The organism is Yinghuangia sp. YIM S09857 (assembly GCF_051388915.1).
In the GTDB taxonomy this organism is placed as follows: domain Bacteria; phylum Actinomycetota; class Actinomycetes; order Streptomycetales; family Streptomycetaceae; genus Yinghuangia.
Genome location: NZ_JBPKBH010000001.1, coordinates 430662 through 454090 on the forward strand (window position 1 = coordinate 430662; position 23429 = coordinate 454090).

21 protein-coding genes are annotated in these 23429 nt (G+C 71.8%); 17 read left to right on the forward strand and 4 right to left on the reverse strand.

Features of this window, described 5'->3' with window-relative positions:
- The first annotated feature begins 227 nt into the window (after positions 1-227).
- The 5 genes from dop to prcA all read left to right on the forward strand — a co-directional run bounded on the left by dop (position 228) and on the right by prcA (position 4606).
- Positions 228-1733, forward strand: a complete 1506-nt coding sequence (gene dop, locus ACRX5S_RS01880) for a depupylase/deamidase Dop (protein ID WP_436770887.1) — start codon at positions 228-230, stop codon at positions 1731-1733.
- 303 nt (positions 1734-2036) lie between these two features.
- On the forward strand, positions 2037-2252 hold the full coding sequence (locus tag ACRX5S_RS01885; RefSeq protein ID WP_436770888.1) for a ubiquitin-like protein Pup: 216 nt from the start codon (positions 2037-2039) through the stop codon (positions 2250-2252).
- A gap of 5 nt (positions 2253-2257) precedes the next feature.
- Positions 2258-2851: an endonuclease VII domain-containing protein gene (locus ACRX5S_RS01890; RefSeq protein ID WP_436770889.1), complete on the forward strand. Its 594-nt coding sequence runs from the start codon at positions 2258-2260 to the stop codon at positions 2849-2851.
- Positions 2803-3648, forward strand: a complete 846-nt coding sequence (gene prcB / locus ACRX5S_RS01895) for a proteasome subunit beta (RefSeq protein ID WP_436770890.1) — start codon at positions 2803-2805, stop codon at positions 3646-3648. The genes ACRX5S_RS01890 and prcB overlap by 49 nt, the downstream gene beginning before the upstream one ends.
- Before the next feature lie 64 nt (positions 3649-3712).
- Complete coding sequence (gene prcA, locus ACRX5S_RS01900; RefSeq protein WP_436770891.1) at positions 3713-4606, forward strand: proteasome subunit alpha; 894 nt, start codon at positions 3713-3715, stop codon at positions 4604-4606.
- 105 nt (positions 4607-4711) lie between these two features.
- Here the strand turns inward: prcA and ACRX5S_RS01905 are convergent, their stop codons facing one another.
- Positions 4712-5788 (reverse strand): LacI family DNA-binding transcriptional regulator, encoded by a 1077-nt coding sequence (locus tag ACRX5S_RS01905; protein WP_436770892.1) that lies wholly within the window; start codon positions 5786-5788, stop codon positions 4712-4714.
- Positions 5789-6232: 444 nt separating this feature from the next.
- Here ACRX5S_RS01905 and ACRX5S_RS01910 point away from each other — a divergent pair, with 444 nt between their 5' ends.
- The 4 genes from ACRX5S_RS01910 to ACRX5S_RS01925 all read left to right on the forward strand — a co-directional run bounded on the left by ACRX5S_RS01910 (position 6233) and on the right by ACRX5S_RS01925 (position 10614).
- The gene (locus ACRX5S_RS01910; RefSeq protein ID WP_436770893.1) at positions 6233-7462 is read left to right on the forward strand and encodes an MFS transporter; all 1230 of its coding nucleotides are present in this window, start codon (positions 6233-6235) and stop codon (positions 7460-7462) included.
- A 9-nt stretch (positions 7463-7471) separates the two neighbouring features.
- Entirely contained in the window at positions 7472-8833 is a 1362-nt protein-coding gene (pafA, locus tag ACRX5S_RS01915; protein WP_436770894.1) for a Pup--protein ligase, read from the forward strand.
- 231 nt (positions 8834-9064) lie between these two features.
- Positions 9065-10066, forward strand: a complete 1002-nt coding sequence (locus ACRX5S_RS01920; RefSeq protein ID WP_436770895.1) for an FKBP-type peptidyl-prolyl cis-trans isomerase — start codon at positions 9065-9067, stop codon at positions 10064-10066.
- A 170-nt stretch (positions 10067-10236) separates the two neighbouring features.
- Positions 10237-10614 carry an FKBP-type peptidyl-prolyl cis-trans isomerase gene (locus ACRX5S_RS01925; protein ID WP_436770896.1) on the forward strand — a complete coding sequence of 126 codons (378 nt, stop codon included), beginning with the start codon at positions 10237-10239 and terminating at the stop codon, positions 10612-10614.
- A gap of 661 nt (positions 10615-11275) precedes the next feature.
- Here ACRX5S_RS01925 and ACRX5S_RS01930 read toward each other — a convergent pair.
- A complete protein-coding gene (locus ACRX5S_RS01930; protein ID WP_436770897.1) occupies positions 11276-12364 on the reverse strand; it encodes a DUF3866 family protein in 1089 nt (362 codons plus the stop codon).
- 171 nt (positions 12365-12535) lie between these two features.
- Here ACRX5S_RS01930 and ACRX5S_RS01935 point away from each other — a divergent pair, with 171 nt between their 5' ends.
- The 8 genes from ACRX5S_RS01935 (at position 12536) to ACRX5S_RS01970 (ending at position 20415) form a co-directional block, all read left to right on the forward strand.
- Positions 12536-13531 (forward strand): helix-turn-helix transcriptional regulator, encoded by a 996-nt coding sequence (locus ACRX5S_RS01935; RefSeq protein ID WP_436770898.1) that lies wholly within the window; start codon positions 12536-12538, stop codon positions 13529-13531.
- Positions 13528-14484: a helix-turn-helix transcriptional regulator gene (locus ACRX5S_RS01940; protein WP_436770899.1), complete on the forward strand. Its 957-nt coding sequence runs from the start codon at positions 13528-13530 to the stop codon at positions 14482-14484. Before ACRX5S_RS01935 ends, ACRX5S_RS01940 begins: the two co-directional genes overlap by 4 nt.
- A gap of 85 nt (positions 14485-14569) precedes the next feature.
- Positions 14570-14773 carry a hypothetical protein gene (locus ACRX5S_RS01945; protein ID WP_436770900.1) on the forward strand — a complete coding sequence of 68 codons (204 nt, stop codon included), beginning with the start codon at positions 14570-14572 and terminating at the stop codon, positions 14771-14773.
- Between the two features lie 84 nt (positions 14774-14857).
- On the forward strand, positions 14858-15043 hold the full coding sequence (locus ACRX5S_RS01950; protein ID WP_436770901.1) for a hypothetical protein: 186 nt from the start codon (positions 14858-14860) through the stop codon (positions 15041-15043).
- 155 nt (positions 15044-15198) lie between these two features.
- Positions 15199-15471 carry a Sec-independent protein translocase subunit TatA gene (tatA, locus tag ACRX5S_RS01955; RefSeq protein ID WP_436770902.1) on the forward strand — a complete coding sequence of 91 codons (273 nt, stop codon included), beginning with the start codon at positions 15199-15201 and terminating at the stop codon, positions 15469-15471.
- A gap of 94 nt (positions 15472-15565) precedes the next feature.
- Positions 15566-16462: a twin-arginine translocase subunit TatC gene (gene tatC / locus ACRX5S_RS01960; RefSeq protein WP_436770903.1), complete on the forward strand. Its 897-nt coding sequence runs from the start codon at positions 15566-15568 to the stop codon at positions 16460-16462.
- A gap of 96 nt (positions 16463-16558) precedes the next feature.
- Positions 16559-17539 carry a YegS/Rv2252/BmrU family lipid kinase gene (locus tag ACRX5S_RS01965; protein ID WP_436770904.1) on the forward strand — a complete coding sequence of 327 codons (981 nt, stop codon included), beginning with the start codon at positions 16559-16561 and terminating at the stop codon, positions 17537-17539.
- A 125-nt stretch (positions 17540-17664) separates the two neighbouring features.
- Positions 17665-20415, forward strand: a complete 2751-nt coding sequence (locus ACRX5S_RS01970) for a DEAD/DEAH box helicase (protein WP_436770905.1) — start codon at positions 17665-17667, stop codon at positions 20413-20415.
- Between the two features lie 73 nt (positions 20416-20488).
- Here ACRX5S_RS01970 and ACRX5S_RS01975 read toward each other — a convergent pair whose 3' ends face one another.
- Positions 20489-20959: a carboxymuconolactone decarboxylase family protein gene (locus ACRX5S_RS01975; RefSeq protein WP_436770906.1), complete on the reverse strand. Its 471-nt coding sequence runs from the start codon at positions 20957-20959 to the stop codon at positions 20489-20491.
- Positions 20960-21213: 254 nt separating this feature from the next.
- Positions 21214-23142, reverse strand: a complete 1929-nt coding sequence (locus ACRX5S_RS01980) for a sigma-70 family RNA polymerase sigma factor (RefSeq protein WP_436770907.1) — start codon at positions 23140-23142, stop codon at positions 21214-21216.
- Positions 23143-23429 lie beyond the last annotated feature (287 nt).

Here is a 23429-nt window from a genome sequence, read left to right on the forward strand (position 1 = left end):
CCACAGCGAGCTGTGGGCCGCGGCGGCGTGTCTGCGCGACCCCGAAACCCTCGGCACGTCGGCCAAGACCGTCGAGATCAATCGCGCGGTCGTATCCACAGCACCCACCAACCGCAATAGGCTCGTTACATGACCAGGGAGTACCCGACCGGCTACACGTCGGCCCGCGAAGCCCCGACGCCCCGAGACCTGGGCGTGGCCGGCCGGGTAAGTGATGAGGGGGTCGCATGACCGTCCAGCGCGTGATGGGCATCGAGACCGAATACGGGATCTCCGTGCCGGGGCACCCCGGCGCCAACGCGATGCTGACTTCGTCTCAGGTCGTGAACGCGTACGCCGCTGCCATGCAGCGCGCCCGCCGCGCCCGCTGGGACTTCGAGGAGGAGAACCCGCTGCGCGACGCCCGCGGCTTCGACCTCGCCCGCGAACTCGCCGACGCCAGCCAGCTCACCGACGAGGACGTCGGCCTCGCCAACGTCATTCTCACCAACGGCGCACGGCTGTACGTCGACCACGCGCACCCGGAGTACTCCGCCCCCGAGACCACCAACCCGCGCGACGCCGTCGTCTGGGACAAGGCCGGCGAGCGCATCATGGCCGAGGCCGCGCGCCGGGCCGGCGAGGTCCCGGGCGGGCAGAACATCCTGCTCTACAAGAACAACACCGACAACAAGGGCGCGAGCTACGGCTGCCACGAGAACTACCTCATGCAGCGCGCCACGCCCTTCGCCGACATCGTCCGCCACCTGACCCCGTTCTTCGTCTCCCGCCAGGTCGTGTGCGGCGCGGGCCGCGTCGGCATCGGGCAGGACGGCTCGTCGCACGGCTTCCAGATCAGCCAGCGCGCCGACTACTTCGAGGTCGAGGTGGGCCTGGAGACCACCCTCAAGCGCCCCATCATCAACACCCGGGACGAACCCCACGCCGACGCCGAGAAGTACCGCAGGCTGCACGTCATCATCGGCGACGCGAACCTCTCCGAGGTGTCCACGTACCTCAAGCTCGGCACCACGGCGCTCGTCTTGTCGATGATCGAGGACCGGTTCATCACCCACGACCTGACGGTGGATCAGCCGGTGCGCACGCTGCACCAGGTGTCGCACGACCCGTCCCTCAAGCAGCTCATCACGCTGCGCGCGGGCCGCAAGCTGACCGCCGTGCAGCTCCAGATGGAATACCTGGAACTGGCCCGCAAATACGTCGAGGACCGGTTCGGCACAGATGTCGACGACACCACCGCCGATGTCCTGACGCGCTGGGAATCCGTGCTCTCGCGCCTGGAGACCGACCCGATGTCGCTCTCGCGCGAATTGGACTGGGTCGCCAAGCTCCAGATCCTGGAGGGCTACCGGCAGCGTGACGGCCTCGACTGGGACGCGCCGCGCCTGCACCTCGTCGACCTCCAGTACGCCGACGTACGGCCCGACAAGGGGCTCTACAACCGGCTCGAAAACCGGTTCGAGCGGATCGCCACCGAGCCGGAGGTCCAGCGGGCCGCGCACCTGCCTCCCGAGGACACCCGGGCGTACTTCCGGGGCCGCTGCCTGGAGCAGTACGCCGACGAGGTGGCGGCGGCGTCCTGGGACTCGGTGATCTTCGACGTGCCGGGCCACGACTCGCTCCAGCGCGTCCCCACGCTGGAGCCGCTGCGGGGCACGAAGGCGCACGTCAAGGACCTTCTGGACCGCTGCCGCACGGCCGAGGAACTGGTCGCCGCGCTGACCGGCGGCTGATCGCCCGGGGCGGGCGCGGGGCCAAGATCATCCGACGGGGTGAAAACCGGTGTTCGCGGTGAGGTGAACGCACCCGCGGATGGGTGAACCTGACCCGTGTGGGGGAGGAAGCGTGTGGAGGCGCCGGACCACCGAACGTGTCTTCGAGGGCGCGGACGGTGGTCCTCCGCTCCTCACGGCAGCCGGCCGTCCCTCGTGTGACAAAAGGAATTCCGGTGCACGGGAACAACTGTCGGCCTACGCTTGTAGTGTCTGGTAACGGCAGTCGGCACGGGATCACGACGAAAAGGTGGGGTGAGTCAAATGGCTACCAAGGACACCGGCGGACAGTCCCGGGCGAATAAGCGCTCGGAAGAGGTCGAAGAGAATTCGGTCGAGACGAACGAGGCCTCTGACCTGCAAGAACGCCAGGAAAAATTGACGGATGACGTCGACGCAGTTCTCGATGAAATTGACGAGGTCCTAGAAGAGAATGCGGAGGATTTTGTGCGTGGATTTGTTCAGAAAGGCGGAGAATGACCGGTATGTCCGATTTGCTCCCGGGTAAGAAATGCTCCCGTGGCAAACGGAATTTGCCGGGTAATTCTTTCGCTTCGAACAAAGCCATGCGGGATGGACTTCAGGCTTATTGCCGAGAATGCTCCGCGAATTATTATGCGGAACGTCGCCTGGCAAAAGGATTCACGGTCCGTCCGAAGGTGGAGGTGCCTCCCGGGCACAAGCGCCGCCCCGGGTGCGGTGTGGTGAAGCCGCACTCGGAGTGGCACGTCCACCGGCGCAGCTCCGACGGCTTCGCGGCGCGCTGCAAAGCGTGCCGCGCGGTCGAGGGACGCGCCGGCCACCTGAAGCGCCAGTACGGCCTCACCGAGCAGCGCTACCAGGGGATGGTCGAGGAGCAGGTCGGGCGCTGTGCAATCTGTCTCGTGGCGAGGGCCGAACACGTGGATCACGATCACGAAACAGGTAAGGTCCGAGCCGTACTCTGCTTCAACTGCAATGCCGCACTAGGGCACTTCAAGGACCGTCCCGATGCACTCCGTCGGGCCGCCGCCTACTTGGAAGGGATCGTGTGGAAGCCAACACGCGTGGCACCGGGCGTCTACCGGACGCCTTCCTGACCCCCGGGTCGTCGTCGTTCACCGAGTTCCTGGACGCGTACCAGCCGGAGTTGCTGCCGTCGCGGCGGGCCGTGCCGGGGGCGCCGGTGACGGTGGAGGCACCGCACGGCACGACGATCGTCGCGGTGACGTTCCCCGGCGGTGTCGTGATGGCCGGCGACCGGCGCGCGACGATGGGCAACCTCATCGCGCAGCGGGACATCGAAAAGGTGTTCCCCGCCGACGAATACAGTTGCGTCGGGATCGCCGGCACGGCCGGGATCGCAGTCGAGATGGTCCGGTTGTTCCAGGTCGAGCTGGAGCACTACGAGAAGATCGAGGGCGCCACGATGTCCCTCGAAGGCAAGGCCAACCGCCTGTCGCAGATGATCCGCGGCAACCTCGGAATGGCCATGCAGGGCCTCGCGGTGGTGCCGGTTTACGCCGGCTACGACCTCGACGCGGGTACCGGCCGCATCTACAGCTACGACATCACCGGCGGCCGCAGCGACGAGCAGGGCTTCACCTCGGTGGGTTCCGGGTCGCTGTTCGCGCGCGGCGCGTTGAAGAAGCTGTACCGCGACGACCTGACCGCCGAGGACGCGGTCACGGTGTGCGTGCAGGCTCTGTACGACGCGGCGGACGACGACTCGGCGACCGGCGGGCCCGACCTGTCCCGCAAGATCTACCCGATTGTGACCGTGGTGACCGACGAGGGCCTGTCGCGCTGGTCCGACGACCAGGTCGGCGCTGTGGTGCAGACGATCGTCGGGGACCGCCTCATCCGTCCGAACGGCCCGAACGCACCTTTGAACTAATGGATTTGACGGCCCATCGGATGGTCGGCGACTTCTTGATCCCCTACCGGCAAAGGACTCCACGGTGACGACGCCTTTCTATGTGTCGCCGCAGCAAGCCATGGCGGACCGGGCCGATTTCGCCCGCAAGGGCATCGCCCGGGGTCGCAGCGTGGTGGTGCTGACGTACGCGGACGGCATCCTGTTCGTGGCGGAGAACCCGTCGCGCGCCCTGCACAAGATGAGTGAGATCTACGACCGCATCGCGTTTGCGGCGGTCGGCAAGTACCCCGAGTTCGAGAACCTGCGTATCGGCGGTGTGCGGTACGCGGACATCCGCGGTTACTCGTACGCCCGTCACGACGTGACCGCGCGCGGTCTGGCGAACGTGTACGCGCAGACGCTCGGCACGATCTTCTCCAGCGGCGGCGAGAAGCCGTACGAGGTCGAGCTGATCGTCGCGGAGGTGGGCAGCACGCCCGCCGACGACCAGATCTACCGTCTGACGTACGACGGTTCGATCGCCGACGAGCACCACTACGTGGCGATGGGCGGCAACGCGGACCAGATCACCGAGCAGTTGAAGCGCACGCACCGCGAGGGGCTGCCGCTGGACGAGGCGCTGCGCGTCGCGGTCGACGTGCTGGCGCGCGACGGGAGCGGCGAGAAGCGGCAGGTTACCGCGGCGCAGCTGGAGGTCGCGGTGCTGGACCGGACGCGTTCGCAGCAGCGGAAGTTCAAGCGTGTGGTGGGTGCGCAGTTGGCCCGACTGCTGGGTGAGGCGCCTCCGTCCGCGGCGGAGGCCGGTGCGTCGGCGGACGCGGCCGATGCCGGTGACGCGGCCGAGGGCGGCGCGGAGTCGTCGGGTGCGGCGGAGAACGGCGGTTCCGGGTCCGGTGGTTCGGCCTCGGGCGGCTCGTCGGGCGGCTCCTCGGACGGTTCGGCGAACGGCACGTCGAGCGGTTCGTCCGACGAGTAGTCGGCGCCGGTCGTACGAGCAAGGCGGTGCCGTCCGGCGAATGGCCGGGGCGGCAGCGTGGACGCCACGGGCGCGCTCCCTTCGGGGAGCGCGCCCGTCCGCGTTTCAGCGCGGGGGCGGCGGGGGCGGCGCGGTGGAGCCGCGGACGGTGAGTTCGCTGCGGAGCGAGATGTTGTCGGGGCGGCCGCCGTCCAGGAGGTCGAGGAGGGCGGTCATACCGGTCTCGCCGAGCCGGTGCGCGGGGAGGCGCACGGTGGTCAGTTCGGGCTCCATGACGGTGGCGAGGATCAGGTCGTCGAAGCCGGTGACGGAGATGTCGTCGGGGATGCGCAGGCCGCGTTGCCGGGCGGCCTTGTACGCGCCCGCTGCCAGCACGTCGTCGTCGCAGACCAGCGCGGTGGGCGGTGTCGGCGTGTCGAGGAGTGTGCGGGCGGCCTCGGTGGCCTCGTGGACGGTGAAGGCGGTGCGGGCGTGTCCGGTGTGGACGGCGCCGGTGCCGGCGAGTGCGGCGCGGTAGGCGTTGTCGCGCGCGGTGAACGTCCAGCCGTCGATGTCGGGGACAAGCCGGGCGAAGCGCCGGTGGCCCAGGTCGAGGAGGTGGCTGACGAGTGCGTGCATGCCCGCGGCGACCTCGACGTTGACGGTGGGCGGGCCCGCCTCGGGGGCGCTGTCGAGCATGACGAGGGGCAGGCCGGGCCCCGGGCCGCTGCCGCCGAGGAGTTCGGAGAGGCTTTCCAGGGCCATGGAGGAGGCGAGGACGCCGTCGAGGGCGGTGTGTGCGGCGGCGAACGGGCTGGCGAAGGGCGCGAGTTCGGTGCCGGCGCGGATGGGGGAGGGGTAGACGACCACGGAGAAGTCGCGGCGTGCGGCGGCTTCGGAGGCTCCCGTGTGCACGGCGCCGAAGAAGGGGTTGGTGAGCGCGGGGACCACGAGGAGGACGGTGCGGGTGGTCCCGAGGCGGAGGTGGCGGGCGGCCTGGTTGGGGCGGTAGCCGAGGGCGGCGCTGGCCTCGTGGACGGCTTGCACGGTGCGCTCGGAGACGCGGCCGTGCCATTTCCCGGCGTGCACGAGTGACACGGTGGACTGCGAGACGCCGGCGAGTTTGGCGACGTCCTTGCTGGTGGGGCGGGTGGCGGGGCGGTCCGTGGCAGGCGGTTCCGCCGGCGGGCCGGTGGGGGGCACGGTGACGGCGTTCCCTTCGTGCAGACGAGGCGTCGTGGCGGTGGTCGGGTCCGCGGGCCGAAGCGGGGGCGTGCAGTGGGTGCGGTGGTCCGAGGGTTGTGGTGCCAGGGCCGTGGTCCGGGGGTGCGGGCCGACTCCGGGGAGCCAACTTTAGGGGCTTGGGCGCGGGGGTTCCGGCAGGACTCGGCGTATACGGGTTGCCTGATTGCGGTGCGGCGGGCCAGACTGGACTGTGAAGTCATACGTATGACCCCGAGGGTCGGCCGTACGTCGACCGCTCCGGCGACCCGCGCCGGGCCGACCAGCGTCCGAGACACCCCAAAGAGACAAACGCGCGACCCGGCAGACCTCCGACCCGATCCCACGGACCCGACCGATCCCACGGACCCGGCCCGGCCCCCGACCCGCGTCCCCCACGAAGCCCAGGAAACGGCGGCCCCGCCCATGCGCATATACGCGGACCTCTTCCGTGCCCGGTTCGCGGCCCGCCTGCTCGGCGGCACGCTGCTGGGCCGCCTGCCCAACGGCATGGGCGCCCTGGCGATCCTGCTGCTGGCACGCGAGGACGGGGCCGGGTACGGCGTCGCGGGCACGCTCTCCGCCCTCTCCGGTCTCGCGACGGCCCTCGGACAGCCCGCGCTCGGCCGCTGGATGGACCGCCGGGGCCAGACGCGTGTGCTGGTCGGCGGCGCCTTCGTGTCGGCCGCCGGCTTTGCGGCGTTCGCCCTCGTCGGCGTGGACCCGCTGCCGCTGGCCGTCGTGGCGGTCCTGGTCGCCGGGTTCGCGACGCCGCCCCTGGAGTCGGGTCTGCGCGCGCTGTGGCCCGCCGTGCTGCGTCCGGACCAGGTGCACGCCGCCTACGCGCTCGACGCCGCCGCCCAGGAGATCCTGTTCACCGCGGGCCCGCTGCTGGTCGTGCTGATCGCCGAGACGATGTCGGAGGCGGCCGCCGTGGTCGCGACGGGCCTGCTGGGCATCGTCGGCACACTCGTCGTCGCGACGTGTCCTCCCTCCCGCGCGTGGCGTCCGGAGTCGCACACGCGCCACTGGGCGGGGCCGCTGCGCTCCTCCGGACTCCGTGTCCTGTTCCTCTCGCTGACGCTGACCGGGACGGCGCTGGGCGTGCTGAGCGTGGCGGCGGTGGCGTACGCGGACGACCGGGACTCGGGTGTGTGGGCGGGCGTCATCATGGCGGCGATGTCGACGGGCGCGTTCGTCGGCGGCGTGGTGCACGGGGCGCGCCAGTGGAAGCGTCCCGCGCGTGAGCGACTGCCGTGGCTGATGGCGTGTCTGACGGTGGGTTACCTGCCGCTTGTGTGGGCTCCCGGGCCGTGGCTGATGATCGTGCTGTCGGTGGTGTCGGGCGTGTTCCTGGCACCGGTGATCGCGTGCACGTTCACGCTGGTCGACGAACTCGCGCCGCCGGGCACGCTCACCGAGGCGTTCGCGTGGGTGGTGGCGGCCATGGGGACGGGCGCCGCGATCGGTACGGCCGCCGCCGGGTTCGCCGGTGAAGTAGGGGGCGTACGGGGCGCGTTCGCGGTGGCGGGCGTGGGCGCGGCGCTCGGTCTCGCGCTGCTGGTGGCGGGACGGGCGGCGCTGCGCCCCCGCGAGATCGACTCCGCGGGAATCGCCGCCCGCGAGTTGTCCCGGAACGGCACGTCAGCGGCGTAATGTTGGTTCATGGACCGCCGAATCTTCGGGCTTGAGAACGAGTACGGCGTCACCTGCACGTTCCGCGGGCAGCGCAGGCTGTCCCCGGACGAGGTGGCGCGGTACCTGTTTCGCAGAGTCGTCTCGTGGGGCCGAAGCAGCAACGTCTTCCTACGCAATGGGGCCAGGCTGTACCTGGATGTGGGCAGCCACCCCGAGTACGCAACGCCGGAGTGCGACTCCGTGCCCGAACTGGTCGTGCACGACAAAGCGGGTGAGCGCATCCTCGAAGGGCTTCTCGTCGACGCCGAGCGGCGTCTGCACGAGGAGGGCATCGCCGGTGACGTCTACCTGTTCAAGAACAACACCGACTCCGCGGGGAACTCGTACGGCTGCCACGAGAACTACCTGGTGGCCCGGCACGGCGAGTTCTCGCGGCTGGCGGACATCCTCATCCCGTTCCTGGTGACCCGTCAGATGCTGTGCGGCGCGGGCAAGGTGCTCCAGACGCCCCGCGGTGCGGTGTACTGCGTGAGCCAGCGGGCGGAGCACATCTGGGAGGGCGTCAGTTCGGCGACCACCCGGTCCCGCCCGATAATCAACACCCGCGACGAGCCGCACGCGGACGCCGAGCGCTACCGGCGCCTGCACGTGATCGTCGGGGACTCCAACATGGCCGAGCCGACCACCATGCTGAAGGTCGGCGCGACCGACCTGGTGCTGCGGATGATCGAGGCGGGCATGGTCATGCGGGACCTGACCCTGGAGAACCCGATCCGGGCGATCCGCGAGGTCAGCCACGACATGACGGGCCAGCGCAAGGTGCGGTTGGCCAACGGGCGCGAGGCGTCCGCGCTGGAGATCCAACTGGAGTACCTGACGAAGGCGATGGACTTCGCCGACCGCCGGGGCATCCGCACGGGCACCGTGCGGCAGGTGCTGGACCTGTGGGAGCGCACGCTGACCGCGGTGCAGACCGGGAACCTGGACCTGGTCGGCCGGGAGATCGACTGGGTGATCAAGTACCAGCTGATCGAGCGGTACCGGGCCAAGCACAACCTGCCGATGGCGTCGCCGCGGGTCGCGCAGATCGACCTCGCGTACCACGACATCCACCGGCGGCGCGGCCTGTACTACCTGATGGAGCGGCGCGGGCAGGTCGAGCGGATCGGGCAGGACGTCAAGATCTTCGAGGCCAAGTCGGTGCCGCCGCAGACGACCCGCGCGCGGCTGCGCGGCGAGTTCATCAAGAAGGCGCAGGAGCAGCGGCGCGACTTCACGGTCGACTGGGTGCACCTGAAGCTGAACGACCAGGCGCAGCGAACCGTGCTGTGCAAGGACCCGTTCCGTGCGGTGGACGACCGGGTGGAGAAGCTGATCGCGAGCATGTGACCGTACGGCCCGTTCGGCGGCCGCGGTCCCTCGCCGGGAGGCGTGGGGCGGCCGTTGCGGGAGTTGCGGCGGGGGTGCGCACCGCGGGGTGGTGCGCACCCCCGGCGCGCGCTGCCGTACAGGGGCGCTACGCACGGGTACGGATCAGCAACAGGCTCCGGTCTTCACACGATTCCGACCTGGGTTGCCCGTAGAGTGTCCGGGTCCTGTCGGCTCTTGCAGAGGATTACCGTGCGCCGTTTCGCCGCGCTGCTTCTTGTCCCCGCCCTGATGCTCGGTGCCGCGGCGTGCGGCGACGATTCGGGCGACAAGAACGCGAGTTCCAGCCCCAGCCCGTCGTCGACCAAGCCGGCCCGCTTCGCGGGGCTCAGCACCACCGGCGCCGCGACCGGCAATCCGGCGTACGGCCAGGCGCCCGACATCAAGATCCCGGACGCGGCCGCGCCGATGGGGCTCCAGTCCCAGGTGCTGACCGAGGGCACCGGCCCGTTGGTGACGTCGCAGGACATGGTCAACGCCAACTACGAGGGCGTGGCGTGGAGCACCAAGAAGGTGTTCGACAGCTCGTTCGACCGGGGTGAGGCGACCGAGTTCTACCTTGAGGCGGTCATCAAGGGCTGGACGCAGGGCCTGACCGGCAAGAAGGTCGGCAGCCGCGTGCTCCTGACCATCCCGGGCGACCTGGGCTACGGCGCGGCGGGCGGCGGCGAGGACATCAAGTCCAACGAGACGCTGGTGTTCGTGGTCGACATCGTGGGCACGCGCCCGGGCTTCGCGACCGGTGCGCCGGTGGCGCCGAACCCCGACCTGCCGACGGTGACGACGGACGGCAACAAGGTCGCGAACCTGACGTTCCCGGCGGGCAAGGCCGCGCCGACCGCGGTGGTGAACCAGAACCTGATCGAGGGCACGGGGGCGGCGGTCGCCGCGACGGACCAGGTGGAGATGCAGGTCGTGCAGTGGCTGTGGGGCGCGCCCGCGGCATACGGCTCGTCGTGGGCGGGCAGCGGCCCGCAGCCGCTCCAGCTCGGCCAGCAGGACCCGACGCAGCTCATGACGTCGCTCCAGGAGGGCGTGGTCGGGAAGAAGGTGGGCAGCCGGGTGATGCTGGTGCTGCCGCCGGACAAGGGCGTGGGCGCGGCGGGTGCGCCGGAGAAGGGCATTCCGGCGGGCTCGACGCTGGTGCTCGTGCTGGACATCGTGAAGGCCGGTCCGGCCCCCGCGGCCTCCTGACGTCGGCCCGGCGCGCGGCCCGGTTTTCCGGGGTGCGTGCGGCGGGGCGAGTCTCGCGCCGGTGCCGGGACTGGAAGAGTGTCCGGCGGCCGAAGGCGTACGCCGCCGGCGTGCGTACCGGGCATGGCACCTCATGTCCGTCAGACCATGTACCGAGGAGCAGGACCGCGATGAGCAACAACGAGAAGCCCGAGATCGACTTCCCGGGCGGGAATCCGCCGGCCGAGCTGGAAATCACCGACATCGTGCTCGGCGACGGCGAGGAGGCCAAGGCGGGGCACACCGTGAAGGCCGACTACGTCGGCGTGGCGTTCTCCACCGGCGAGGAGTTCGACGCGAGCTGGAACCGCGGCCAGCCGCTGGAGTTCCCGCTGGGCGCGGGACGGGTCATCCAGGGCTGGGACAAGGGCATCCAGGGCATGCGGGTCGGCGGCCGCCGCAAGCTCGTCATCCCCCCGCACCTGGCCTACGGCAACCAGAGCCCCAGCCCCCTGATCAAGCCGGGCGAGACCCTGATCTTCGTCGTCGACCTCCGCGGCGTCAGCTGACCGCTCAACCCCCGAGGGCGGTGCCTCCACAAGGAGCCACCGCCCTCACCCATGCGGACCCAGGTCCAAAGCCCCGGCGGAACGCCGAACGCGTCACCCGGGGCCGTCCCATCTCACCTCCGTGCACCGACGGCCGGAAACACCCCACCCCAGACCGCCTCCACTGCACGCGCCTCCCACCCCCAGCGCCCGGCGGCGCCAAGAGCGGACCGGCCAAAGTCCGCCAGAGTCGTCGGCGGCTCGCGTCGGAACGGCGGCGGTTGCGTGTTGGCGGCCGTGCTGCCGGGGGATTCGCGCAGCGTCAGTGCGCACGGACGGCCTGACCCGCCCCCGACAGATCGCGTTGACCTGCTTGCCTCCTGTCCACGCGACTCAACACGCGCGCTCGGTCGGGGATCGGCGGGAGGTGGTCGACGGTGGCTTGAAGGCGGTAGTCGCAGGTGGCATCCGTGCTGCCGGGTGATTCGGGCAGCGGCCGTGCGTTTGCGCTGCTGCGTACTTGGGCCTGGTTGTACCCCCACAGGGCGGCTCGCAACTGCTCGGTAGGGGGCCGAACTTGTCGTCGCGGGATCGTTCCGCCTCGCCGGACGTGACGACGGGTCCCCGCTGCCGGCCTGACACGCGTGGTGGGTGGGGGAGCGGGTGTCCGCATACCGGTGGGTCAGGGGGAATGGGGTGGGAGGAGGGTGGCGGCGTGGCGGCCGGCGGCGGCTGTGGCCAGGAAGTGGGCGTGGTCCTCGTCGAGGCCACGACCCATGGTGGAGAGTTTCAGGGGGGTGGTGCGCAGGACTTCGTCGAGGCCGTGGGTGGGAACGGTGACGATGCGGTGGCGGGCGCGCAAGGGGGCGATGTCGGCGGCGAGTCGGGAGGCCAGGGGCTCGTCGAGGTCGGGGAGCACGACGTCGGCGGAGGCGAGTGCGACGCGGCCGTAGGCGGTGAGGCTGTGGTGGGAGATGCCGCGGTGGCGTTCGCGGGGGTCGGCGTCGGAGACGCGGAGGGCGGCGACGGCGCGACCGCCGAGGGTGGCCGCGGCGTTGACGGCCTCGCCGGCCGCGACGCCGGAGAACCCCCAGCGGGTGTCGGTGCCGAGGTTGCCGGGGCCCTGGGTGACGACCGCGATGTCGGCGTGGAGGACGTGGCGGGCGGCCAGGAGGCCGGTGTGCACGGTGACGGCCTCCAGGTCGCCGCCCATGGTCTGTCCGGTGGTGACCGTGCCGACGATCCAGTCCGCGTCGCGCAGGGCGGAGATGGTCATGGAGAACCACGCGGGCAGCGCGCCGCCGTCGGTCATGACGTAGGCGATGCGCGCGGTGGGGCGCACGGTGCGTACGCCGGCGCAGATGGCGGGTAGGGCGGAGTGCAGGTCGGCGACGACGACCGGCATCGCGTCGAGGTCGTCGGCGTCGCGGAGGGCGGCGTGGTGCGGGGAGTCCTGTTCGTCGACGCCGAGGACGATGCTCTGGAGCGGGGTGTAGCGGGCCTTGACGAGGTGCCCGGGGCCGGGCGGCGGGTCCGTGGGGAGGCGGTCGGGAACGGCGGTGACCAGGGCGTAGCCGCCGGTGCCGAGGCCGAGGGTTTGTGCGGTGGTGTTGAGCAGGACGGTGTCGCCGACCTCGGGGCGTCCGACGAGTTCGGGGTACGCGAGGGCCCGGAACTCCGGACCGCCGTCGAGCTGACGCACCGTCAACTCGATGGCTCCGCGCCACTCGCGCCGTACCGCCAGAACCTCGCCCCGCCGCCACGTGATCACGGTGGGTGAGGTTAACGGACCGGCGACCCCGGCGGCGAGTCCCGGCGGTCGCCGCGACCGGGCGGACGCCGCACGCGCGAACGCGGTACGGTCGGGGCGGAACGCGCCGCGCCTCCCCGAGGGAGTTGCGCGGGCGTCGGATTCGGTCAGTGAGCCAAGGGGCGGGAACGGATGGCGATCCCCAAGCAGGAGCGGTTGGTGAGCCTGGTCATGTGCCTGCTCGCCGCGCGCCGGTATGTCACGAAGGAGGAGCTGCGGACCTCGATCGAGTCGTACCGCCTGTGCACCTCCGACGAGGCGTTCGACCGGATGTTCGAGCGCGACAAGGACGATGTGCGCGAGCTCGGCTTCACGATCGAGACCGGGGCGAACGACCCTCTGGTGGAGTCCGCCGACGGCTACCGCATCCGCCCCGAGCACAACACGCTGCCGCCCGTCGACCTGGACCCCGAGGAGGCGGCGGCGCTCGCGCTGGCGGCCGGGGCGTGGCAGCAGTCGTCGCTGTCGGGGGCCGCGACCGGCGCGCTGTACAAGCTGAAGGCGGCGGGCGTCGAGATCGACACCGCGCCGCTCACGTCGGTCGAACCGCGGGTGGCCGCGCGGGAGTCCGCGTTCGGGCCGTTGCTGGAGGCGCTGCGCACACGGCGGCCGGTGCAGTTCTCCTACCGGGCCTCCGGGGCCGCGGAGCCGCGTGTGCGCATTGTGGAGCCGTGGGGGATGAGCTGCTGGCGCGGCCGGTGGTATCTGGTCGGGTGGGCGCGCGACCGCGAGGAGCAGCGGGTGTTCCGCCTGGAGCGCGTGCTCGACAAGCCGAAGCCGCGCATTCTGCGTGAGCAACTGCGGGCGCCCGTACCGGAGAACGTCGACATCCGCGCGCAGGTGGCGCGGTTCGCCGGCGAGGGCGGCGAGGGTTCCGCGCGGATCCGGCTGCGTTCGGGCGCGGGTTTCCCGCTGCGGGCCCGCGCGACGGCGGTGAAGCCGGTCGACGAGGCGTGGGACGAGCTGGAGTTGCCGTACGGTCACGGCCTGCACAACTGGCTCGCCGAGTTCGGCGCGGAGGTCGTGGTGGTGGACCCGCCGGAGCTGCGCGCGGCCGTCATACGGCAGTTGCGGGCGGCAGCCGGTCTGCCGGTCGCGTTCGGCGCGGGCAGCGAGGGGGCGGCATGAGCAACGCACTGGACGACACGCGCCGACTCCTGTCCCTCGTCGCCTACTTGCGCGAGCGCCCTGGGGCGCGCCTGGAGGACGTGGCGCGCGCGTTCGGCCACGACATCGACGCGATCGAGGCCGATCTCGGCACGCTGCACATGTGCGGCACCAGCTTCATGGCCGACGATCTCTTGGAGCCGCACGTCGACTCCGACGGCCGGGTGTGGCTCGACAACGCCGACGCCCCCGTGCGTCCGGTGCGCCTGGCCCCGCACGAGGCGCTGAGCCTCCTCGTGGCGCTCCGCGCGCTTGCCGGGCTTTCCGGGCTGCGGGACCGCGACCGCGAGGCGCTGGGCCGCGTGACGGCGAAGCTGGAGGACGCAGCCGGGGAGGCCGCGCAGGTGGCGGCGCACGTGAGCGTGGAGTTCGAGGCCGAGGAGTCGTCGTTCGCGACGATGGACCGGGCGATCGCCGAGAAGCGCGTGCTGCGGCTGAGCTACTACGTGCCGCGCCGCGACCAGGTGACCGAGCGGGTCGTGGACCCGGTGCGGCTGCTGCTGGTGGAGGGCCGCCCGTACCTGCTGGCGTGGTGCCGCACCGCGGAGGACCGGCGGCTGTTCCGCCTGGACCGGGTGGTGGCGGCGGAGCTGCTGGACGAGGCGTCCGATCCGCCGACGGTGGCGCCGTTCGATCCGGACGAGGGCCTGGTGCAGCCGACGCCGGACGACGTCGAGGTGGTGCTCGAACTGGGCCCGGGCGGGCGCTGGGTGCGCGAGTACTACCCGTACGACGCCCTGGAGGAACTGCCGGACGGCGGCCTGCGGTTGACCCTTCGCACGCCGGACACCTCGGTGGTGCGGCGGCTGGCGCTCCGGCTCGGCGAGCACGGACGCGTCGTCGCCCCCGCCGAGTTGGCCGACGAGGTGCACCGGACCGCGTCCGCCGCGCTTGCCGCGTACGCGGACGCCTGACGCGGCGCGGGGCCCGCCCGCGCTGCACGTGTGTGAACCCCAGTTTGAACCCGACGTTCCATCCCAAGGTGTGAAGGAGCGGCCGATGGCCACGTTCACGGCGCGCTGCCCGGTGTGCGGACGGGTCGAGCTGACCGCCGATCAGCTGCGGCTCGTGGTGCGTCCGGGCAAGTCCTTCTACGTCTTCCGTTGCCCGGGCTGCGACGACTCGGTGCGTCGCCCGGCCGGCGAGAAGATCGTGGAGCTGCTGTCCGACGGCGGTGTCCCGTCGATGCAGGTGGCGGGATGACCGGCCGAATATGCCCGGGAGCCGTGCGTACGTGCCCCGGACGCATGCGCCGGTCCTGCCCCGGCGGCGGATAGGGTCGGGCGCATGCTGCTGTGGGTGCTGCTCGTCCTCTCGTTCCTGCTTGTGGCCGGGGGACTGGCCGTCATCGGTCGACTGGCCTTCCGGTTGGCGGGTGACGTCCGTCACTTCGGCCGCGCGGTCGGCGACGCCACGGACCGCATCGGCCGTTCCGCGGCCGAGCTGGAGGAGGCCCGGGCGACGTTGCGTTGACAGGTGGGGCCGACGAATAGCACGGTCGTTTCCTGAACGCTTGGCGAATTCGGGTTCCTAAAGCGCCCGACGTTCGCCACGATTGCGTTGCACGGCCGTAACACTGATCGGCGTACGATCGGACCCATCAACCCCCCGGTTATGAGGTAGCAACTATGTTCGGCAGGCTTGGACCCACCGAGATCATCCTGATCCTGGTCATCGTCGTGCTTCTGTTCGGTGCCAAGAAGCTGCCGGACACCGCGCGGGCGCTCGGCCGCTCGATGCGCATCCTCAAGAGCGAGACCAAGGCCATGAAGACCGACGACGCCGAGGCGGACGCCGCCGCGAAGTCGAGTGCTCCCGAGGCCCCGCGCACCATCCAGGCCGCTCCCGGCGACGTGTCGCAGTCCCGCCCGGTGGGCGAGCCCGACGCGAACCGCCGCTGACCCCCGAGCCCCCCGGAGTCGGCCCCTCAAGGTGAGCGAACGCAGAGGGCTCTGGCGCAAGCCTGCCCGCCCACCCAAGAACAACGAGGGGCGCATGCCCCTCATGGACCACCTGCGCGAACTGCGCAACAGGCTGGTCAAAGCGCTGCTGGCAATCATGCTGGTGACGATCGTGGCGGCGTTCTACTACAAGGACGTCGCCAAATTCCTCGTGGCGCCGGTCTGCGACCTGGACAACGTCGACGGTGTCGGCAACAACCAGGAGTGCGGCGCCGGCGTGCTCGTGCAGTCGGGTGTGCTCAGCCCGTTCTCGATCATGCTGAAGGTGTCGCTCACCACCGGCCTGGTCCTGGCGGCCCCGGTCTGGCTGTACCAGCTCTGGGCGTTCCTCGCGCCGGGCCTGCACAAGCACGAGAAGCGGTACGCGATCTCGTTCGTCGCGCTCGGCGCCCCGCTGTTCGCGGCCGGCGCGTGGTTCTCGTACACGATCCTGCCGCACGCGCTCGACGCGCTGCTGGGCTTCACGATCACCGACGCGAACAACCAGATCCAACTGGACGAGTACCTCGACTTCGTCCTGCGTATGGTCATCGTGTTCGGCCTGGCGTGCGAACTGCCGCTGATCCTCATTCTGATGAACGTCGCCGGGCTGGTCACCGCACGGCAGTTGATCGGGTGGTGGCGCTGGGTCGTGATGGGCATCTTCGTCTTCGGTGCGGTGGCGACGCCGACCACCGACCCGCTGACGATGTGCCTGCTGGCCGTGCCGATCACGGTGTTGTACATCCTGGCCGTGCTGTTCGCGTGGATCAACGACAAACGTCGCGGACGCAACCGCAAGGCGACGCTCGGCGGCGACGTGGACGACGACGAGGCGTCCGCGCTGGACCTGACGCCCTCGCGGGTCGAACCGGCCCCGCCCGTGCCGCGCAACGGCGACGGCGGCGACAACCGGGAGCAACCCGCGGTGCACGCCGACGACATAACGTGACGTGACGTCACGGCGCCGTGGACCCCGAGGTGACCCGTCCGCGTTCCCCGGCCCCTGACCTGCACGGATGACGCGCCCTGCACTACTGTGCCGGGCGTGTCCCGTGAGATCGCACTCTTCGTCAATCCCGCCGCGGATCTGGGCCGTGCCGAGCGCGCCGCCGCTCCCGTCGCGGCCCGCCTGCGCGCCGCGGGCCGCACGGTGCGGGAGATCCGCGTGCCCGGGCCCGCCGACGCGCTGGAGCGGCTGAGGTCCGAAGTGCGGCGCGGCGTCGGTGCGGTGGTGGTGCTCGGCGGCGACGGGACGTTGTCGCTCGCGCTCCAGGCGGTCGCCGGCAGCGGCGTCCCGCTCGGCGTCGTCGCGATCGGCTCGGGCAACGACTTCGCCCGCTCGGTGGGCCTGCCGGTCGGGGACGTCGACGCGGCGCTGTCCGTGGTCCTCGGCGGCCGCACCCGCGACCTGGACCTCGGCAAGGCCGGGGACCGCTGGTTCGGGACCGTCATCGCGTCCGGCTTCGACTCGCGGGTCAACGAGCGCGCGAACGCGATGCGCTGGCCGCGCGGCCGCATGCGCTACAACCGCGCGGTGGTCGCGGAACTGCCGTCGCTGGGCGCGATCCCGTACGAGATCGAGTTGGACGGGAAGACGCTCCACGTCGAGGCGATGCTCGTCGCGGTCGGCAACAGCACGTCGTACGGCGGCGGCATGATGATCTGCCCCGGCGCGGACATGACCGACGGCCGGTTCCAGGTCACCGTGGTCGAGGAATGCGGGCGGCTGGAGCTGCTGCGGGTGCTGCCCCGGGCGTACAGCGGCGGGCACGTGCGGCACCCGAAGGTGACGACGTACGAGGCCTCGGTGGTGTCGCTGGCCGCGCCCCGGGTGAGCGCGTGGGCGGACGGCGAGCGCATCTCGGCGCTCCCGGTGACCGCGCGCACGGTGCCGGGCGCGCTGCGGCTGCTGGTGCCGGCGGACGGGCCCGGCGCCGCGCCGCGCGCCGTGCGCCGCGATGTGCCCCGCGGCGCGTCTCGTGACGTGCCGGGCGGCGCGCCCGGTGGCGGCCGCGCGCCGCGTTAAACGTGATCACATCCGGGGACGCCGCCCGGTAACCTGCTCGATGAGATGCCTCTCGATCCTTCCCGCGGCGACCGCCGCGACCCCCGAGTCCTGAACAGCGCGCGACCGGAGAGCGGGTGGTCCGTATGACCGGCCAGACCCCCGAGCCGTCGCCGGCCGAGCGCTTCGCCGCCGCCCGCGTACGCCAGGCCGAGGAGCGCACCAGCCTCCACGCCTTCCGCGGCGACTACGAGTTCGGGCTCGACCTGTTCCAGGAGGAGGCTTGCCGCGCGCTGGAGGCCGGGCGCGGCGTCCTGGTGGCCGCGCCGACCGGCTCCGGCAAGACGGTGGTCGGCGAGTTCGCCGTGCACCTGGCGCTGGAGCGGGGCCGCAAGTGCTTCTACACGACTCCCATCAAGGCGCTGTCCAACCAGAAGTACGCGGACCTGGTCAAGCGCTACGGCGCCGACAAGGTCGGCCTGCTGACCGGCGACAACTCGGTCAACGGCGACGCACCGGTCGTCGTGATGACGACCGAGGTGCTGCGCAACATGCTGTACGCCTCCTCGCGCACCCTCGACGGCCTCGGCTATGTGGTCATGGACGAGGTGCACTACCTCTCCGACCGCTTCCGCGGCGCGGTGTGGGAGGAAGTGATCATCCACCTGCCGCCCTCGGTCACCCTGGTGTCGTTGTCCGCGACCGTGTCCAACGCCGAGGAGTTCGGCGACTGGCTCGGTACCGTGCGCGGCGACACCGAGGTCGTGGTGTCCGAGCACCGGCCGGTGCCGCTGTGGCAGCACGTGATGGCCGGGAACCGCGTCTACGACCTGTTCACGGACGAGGTCCACCAGGAGGTCAACCCGGACCTCACCCGGCTCGCGCGCGAGACGAACGAGCGCAGCGGGCGGCCGTACGACCGCTACCGCAAGTCGCGCGGACGCGACGAGCACACGCGGGCGCGCCGCGTGTGGACGCCGAGCCGGGTCGACGTGATCGAGAAGCTCGACGCGCAGGGGCTGCTGCCCGCGATCACGTTCATCTTCAGCCGGGCGGGCTGCGCGGCGGCGGTGCAGCAGTGCCTGCACGCCGGGCTGCGGCTCAACACGCAGGCGGAGCGGCAGCAGGTCAAGTCGATCGTGGAGTCGCGCACCGGGCACATCCCGGACGAAGACCTCCAGGTGCTGGGCTACTTCGAGTGGCTGGAGGCGTTGCAGCGCGGCATCGCGGCGCACCACGCGGGCATGCTGCCGACCTTCAAGGAGGTCGTCGAGGAGCTGTTCGTTCGCGGCCTGGTGAAGGCGGTGTTCGCCACCGAGACGTTGGCGCTGGGCATCAACATGCCGGCCCGGTCGGTGGTGCTGGAGAAGCTGGTCAAGTGGAACGGCGAGACGCACGCGGACCTGACGGCGGGGGAGTACACACAGCTCACCGGGCGCGCGGGGCGTCGCGGGATCGACGTCGAGGGCCACGCGGTGGTGCTGTGGCACCAGGGGTTCGACCCGAAGCACCTGGCGGGGCTTGCCGGGACGCGGACGTATCCGCTGAGGTCGTCGTTCCGGCCGTCGTACAACATGGCGGTCAACCTGGTGGGGCAGGTCGGGCGGCACCGGTCGCGCGAGCTGCTGGAGACGTCGTTCGCGCAGTTCCAGGCAGACCGCTCGGTCGTCGGCATCGCCAAGCAGGTGCGGCGCAACGAGGAGGGCCTGGAGGGCTACCGCGAGGCGATGACGTGCCATCTCGGCGACTTCGAGGAGTACGGCGCGCTGCGCCGGGCCTTGAAGGACCGCGAGACGCTGCTCGCGCGCGAGGGCGCGCAGCAGCGCCGGGCGGCCGCCGCGGCTTCGCTGGAGAAGCTGCGGCCTGGCGACGTGATCGTGGTGCCGACCGGGAAGTACGCGGGCCTCGCCGTCGTCCTCGACCCCGGGCTCGACGAAGGCCACGACGGGCCGCGGCCGTTCGTGCTGACCGCGGACCGGCAGGCGCGGCGCCTCGCGTCGATCGACTTCCCGACGCCGGTCGCCGCGGTGGAGCGCATGCGGATCCCGCGCTCGTTCAACGCCCGCAATCCGCAGTCGCGCCGGGACCTGGCCTCGGCGCTGCGCACCAAGGCCGGGCACGTCGAGCCGTCGCGTCCGCGGCGGGGGCGCTCGGCGGCGGCCGACGACCCGGAGATCACCCGGTTGCGGGCGGAGATCCGGCAGCACCCGTGCCACGGCTGCGACGACCGCGAGGATCATGCGCGGTGGGCCGAGCGCTACTACCGGCTGCTGCGTGACACCGAGCAGTTGGAGCGGCGGATGAAGGGGCGCACGCACACCATCGCGCGCACCTTCGACCGGGTCTGCGCGATGCTGACCGACCTCGGCTACCTTTCCGGCGACACCGTGACCGAGGACGGCCGCAGGCTCGCCCGCATCTACGCCGAACTCGACCTGCTCACCGCCGAGTGCCTGCGCGAGGGCCTGTGGAACGACCTCACGCCGGCCGAACTGGCGGCGTGCGCCTCGGCCCTCGTCTTCGAGGCGCGCATGCCGGACGACGCCCTCGCCCCGAAGCTGCCGGGCGGCGCGGCGAAGTCGGCGCTGGCCGACATGGTCCGCCTGTGGGGGCACCTGGACGCGCTGGAGGAACGCCACCACCTCGACTTCCTCCGCGAACCGGACCTCGGGTTCGCCTGGACCGCGTACAACTGGGCCTCGGGGCGGCGGTTGGACGCGGTGCTCGGCGAGTCCGACATGCCCGCGGGGGATTTCGTCCGGTGGATGAAACAACTTGTCGACGTCCTGGGGCAGATCGCGGACGCCGCGCCGGAGGACGGGGGCGTGCGCACGACCGCCCGCAAGGCCGTGGAGGCGGTGCGCCGCGGCGTGGTCGCCTACTCGTCCGTGAACTGACGCGCGTGCGCGCCCCGGTCGGAACCGCGGGCGCGCACGGGTGTTCGATATGTCTTGCCTTGTCTCGTGACGTCTACCACTGACCGGGTTCGTAGTCGCCGGCGGGCTGGCGGTTGATCAGGTTGATGCGGTTGTAGGCGTTGATGAGCGCGATCAGCGAGATCAGCGCGGCGAGTTGGTCGGCGTCGTAGTGCTCGGCGGCGTTCGCCCACGCCTCGTCGCTGACACCGCCCGCCCCGTCGGCGATGCGCGTGCCCTGCTCGGTCAGCTCCAGCGCGGCGCGCTCGGCCTCGGTAAATACCGTGGCCTCCCGCCAGGCCGCGAGCATGTTGAGGCGCGGCCAGGTATCGCCTGCGTGGACGGCGTCCTTGGCGTGCATGTCGGTGCACATGGCGCAGCCGTTGATCTGGCTGGCCCGCAGCTTGACCAGCTCCTGCGTCGCGAGCGGCAGCGCCGACTCCGAGAGGGTCTTCCCCGCTGAGTTGATGTACCGAGTGAACTTCGTCCCGACGGGGTTCTCGTAGTAGTTGATGCGGGCGTCCATGGCGCGCTCCTCCTGGTGTGTTCGGTCTGTCGAAGCACTGACGTCGGGGAGCGGGGGGATGTGACAAGGTCGCCGGAAGCTTTTCGCACGCGGCGGCGAGTGCAGGGGCGGCACCGGACACGTGTGCTCGGCACTGGTGCGGTCGGTTCGCGTTCGCCGTGCCGCAGGCGTGGCAAGGAGGGACCGGAGCAGCCCCGGGCCCGTCGCACCCGGCCCGTTTCGGTGGTGCTGTGTGGCGCGGCCCGGCGTGACTGCTACCGGCGGCAGATCGTGAGGTTCGGGGCTCCGGACGGTCCGTACTGGCGGCACGCCTGGGCCGGCGTCGGGCGGTTGGCGTTGGGCGGACGCGACGGCAGGGTGAGCGTCACGTTCTCGCAGCGCGGGATCCCGACGCGCCCGACCGGCTGCCCCGAGCACTCCACGCGCACCCGGCCGTTGTCGACGATGATCCGCGTCGGCTCGACGATGATCGTCGGCCTCGGCTTCGGGGGCTTCGGCGGCGTGGGCTTGGGCGGCTTGGGAGTCGGCGTCGCCTTCGGGGGCGGCGGCGCCGGCGCGGGGGGCCGCGGCGGCGGGCTCGGCTGCGGCGGCGGCGGCGTCGGCTTGGGCGGCGGGGCCTTCGGCGGCTCCGGCTTCGGCGGCGGAGGGGTCGGGGGCGCCGGAGGCTGAACCGGGGGCGGGGGCGGCGGCGGGGCCGGGGTCGCCGCGGGCGGCGCGGGGGCGGCGGGCGCCGCGACAGGCTTCTTGCCCGCCTCCGGTTGGTGGGTGAGGGCCCAGGCGAGCGCGGCCGCCGCGGCGACCGCCACACCGGCGATCAGCGAGGCCTTCACCATGGTGCTGCCGCCCTCGCCCGCCCCGGCGCTGCCGCCGGAGCCGCCGGACGAACCGCCGCTGGCCGACCCGGCGGACCCGGCCGACCCCGCGGCCTCGCCCGCCGAGCCGCTTCCGGCGGCCGCGCCGCCCGCGGCGACGGTGCCGCCCGCGACCGCCGCACCGATGGCCGCGGCCGCCGCGGCGGCGGTTGCGAGGTACGCCAGCGCCGCGGCCCCCAGCAGGCCCTCTGCGGCGACGCGCATGCACGTGCTGACGCTTGCCAGTTCGAGGCAGGCCGCGCGGCAGCGGTCGCACTCGTCGAGGTGGGCGCGCACGTTGTTCTCGGCGCGGTCGCCGAGGCTGTTGCGGACGTACGCCCCGTAGTTCTTCGCGAACGGGCGGCACTCCTTGGGCAGCCCGTTCTCGACGTACACCTTGAGGTACGCCTCGCGCAGCCCGTCGCGCGCCCGCTCCTTGAGCTTCGAGAGGGCGTTCGGGCTGACGCCGAGCAGTGGGGCCACGCGGTCGCGCGGCTCCCGCTCGACCTCGGTGTACCAGAGCACCGCCTGCCAGCGTTCCGGGAGTTCCTGGAACGCCTTGGCGGCCAGGTTGCGGTCGGTCGCGGCGACCGCGGGGTCCTCGGGCTCGCCGCTGGGCCCCGCCTCGTACGCCGCCACGTCGTCGGTAAGCAGCACGCGCCTTTCGTTGCGGGCCCAGTCACCCGCCACGCGCCTCACGGTCGTGAGGAGGTAGGGGCGGCACGCCTCGCGCGGTCCGTGTCCGGAGCGCAGGGCGTGCAGCGTGCGGGTGAAGGTCTCGCCGACGAGGTCCTCGGCGTTCTCGCGCGTGCGCGTGCACAGGCGGGCGAGCCTGCGGACCGCGTCCACGTGGCGCTGGTACAGGACTTCGTACGCGGCGTCGTCGCCGTCGCGGACCCGGTCGGCCAGGTAGGCGTCCGAGGGGCCGTCGTCGCCGCGTCCTTCCGCGCCCTGGTGGTCGCTTCCGGCGCCGCCGTCGCCCGGGCCGGGCCGGTACCGCGGGTCGGCGGGTTCCGGCGGGTCAGCCGGCCCGACGGGGGCCGGGACGGCACCGGGCGCTGCGGCGTCGGGCGTCCCGGCACCGGGCGCGCCGGCTCGGGGCGGCTCGTGCCCCCGCGGAGCCGGGAACGGGCCGCGGCGGTGCAGTGCGGTCCGCTGTCCGGGGACGACGGGGCCTTGCGCCGGCCCGGAGTTGCGGCCCTGTCCCGGAACGCGGGTGGAGCCGTCTCCGTCGGGAGCGGTCGCGGCGGGGTCCACGGATGCGGGGTCGATCGGCGGGTCCGATGGCTGCCGGTCGGGACCGGAGGCCGAAGGGTCGTCCTCGCGTGACACCCGTGACCCCCTTGAGCGGTGCTCGTCGCCTCTGTCGTCAGCATCGTTGCGATCTCGGCGGCATCTGTCCAGATCGTCAGGGGGCGTACGCGGTGGGGGTGGTGCACTCCGGCGTGCGTGGTGCGGAAGGGGCGCGGGGACGAATCACCCGCGCCCGCTCCGGTCTTGGCGGCGCAGTCGCCGTGACGCTGCGTCATGCGAGGGGTGGAGGGGCCGGGAGCGGTCGTGACGGGGGTGGGAGCGGCGCTCGCCACGGCGCTTGGGGGAGCGGCCGATTCGGCGGTCGG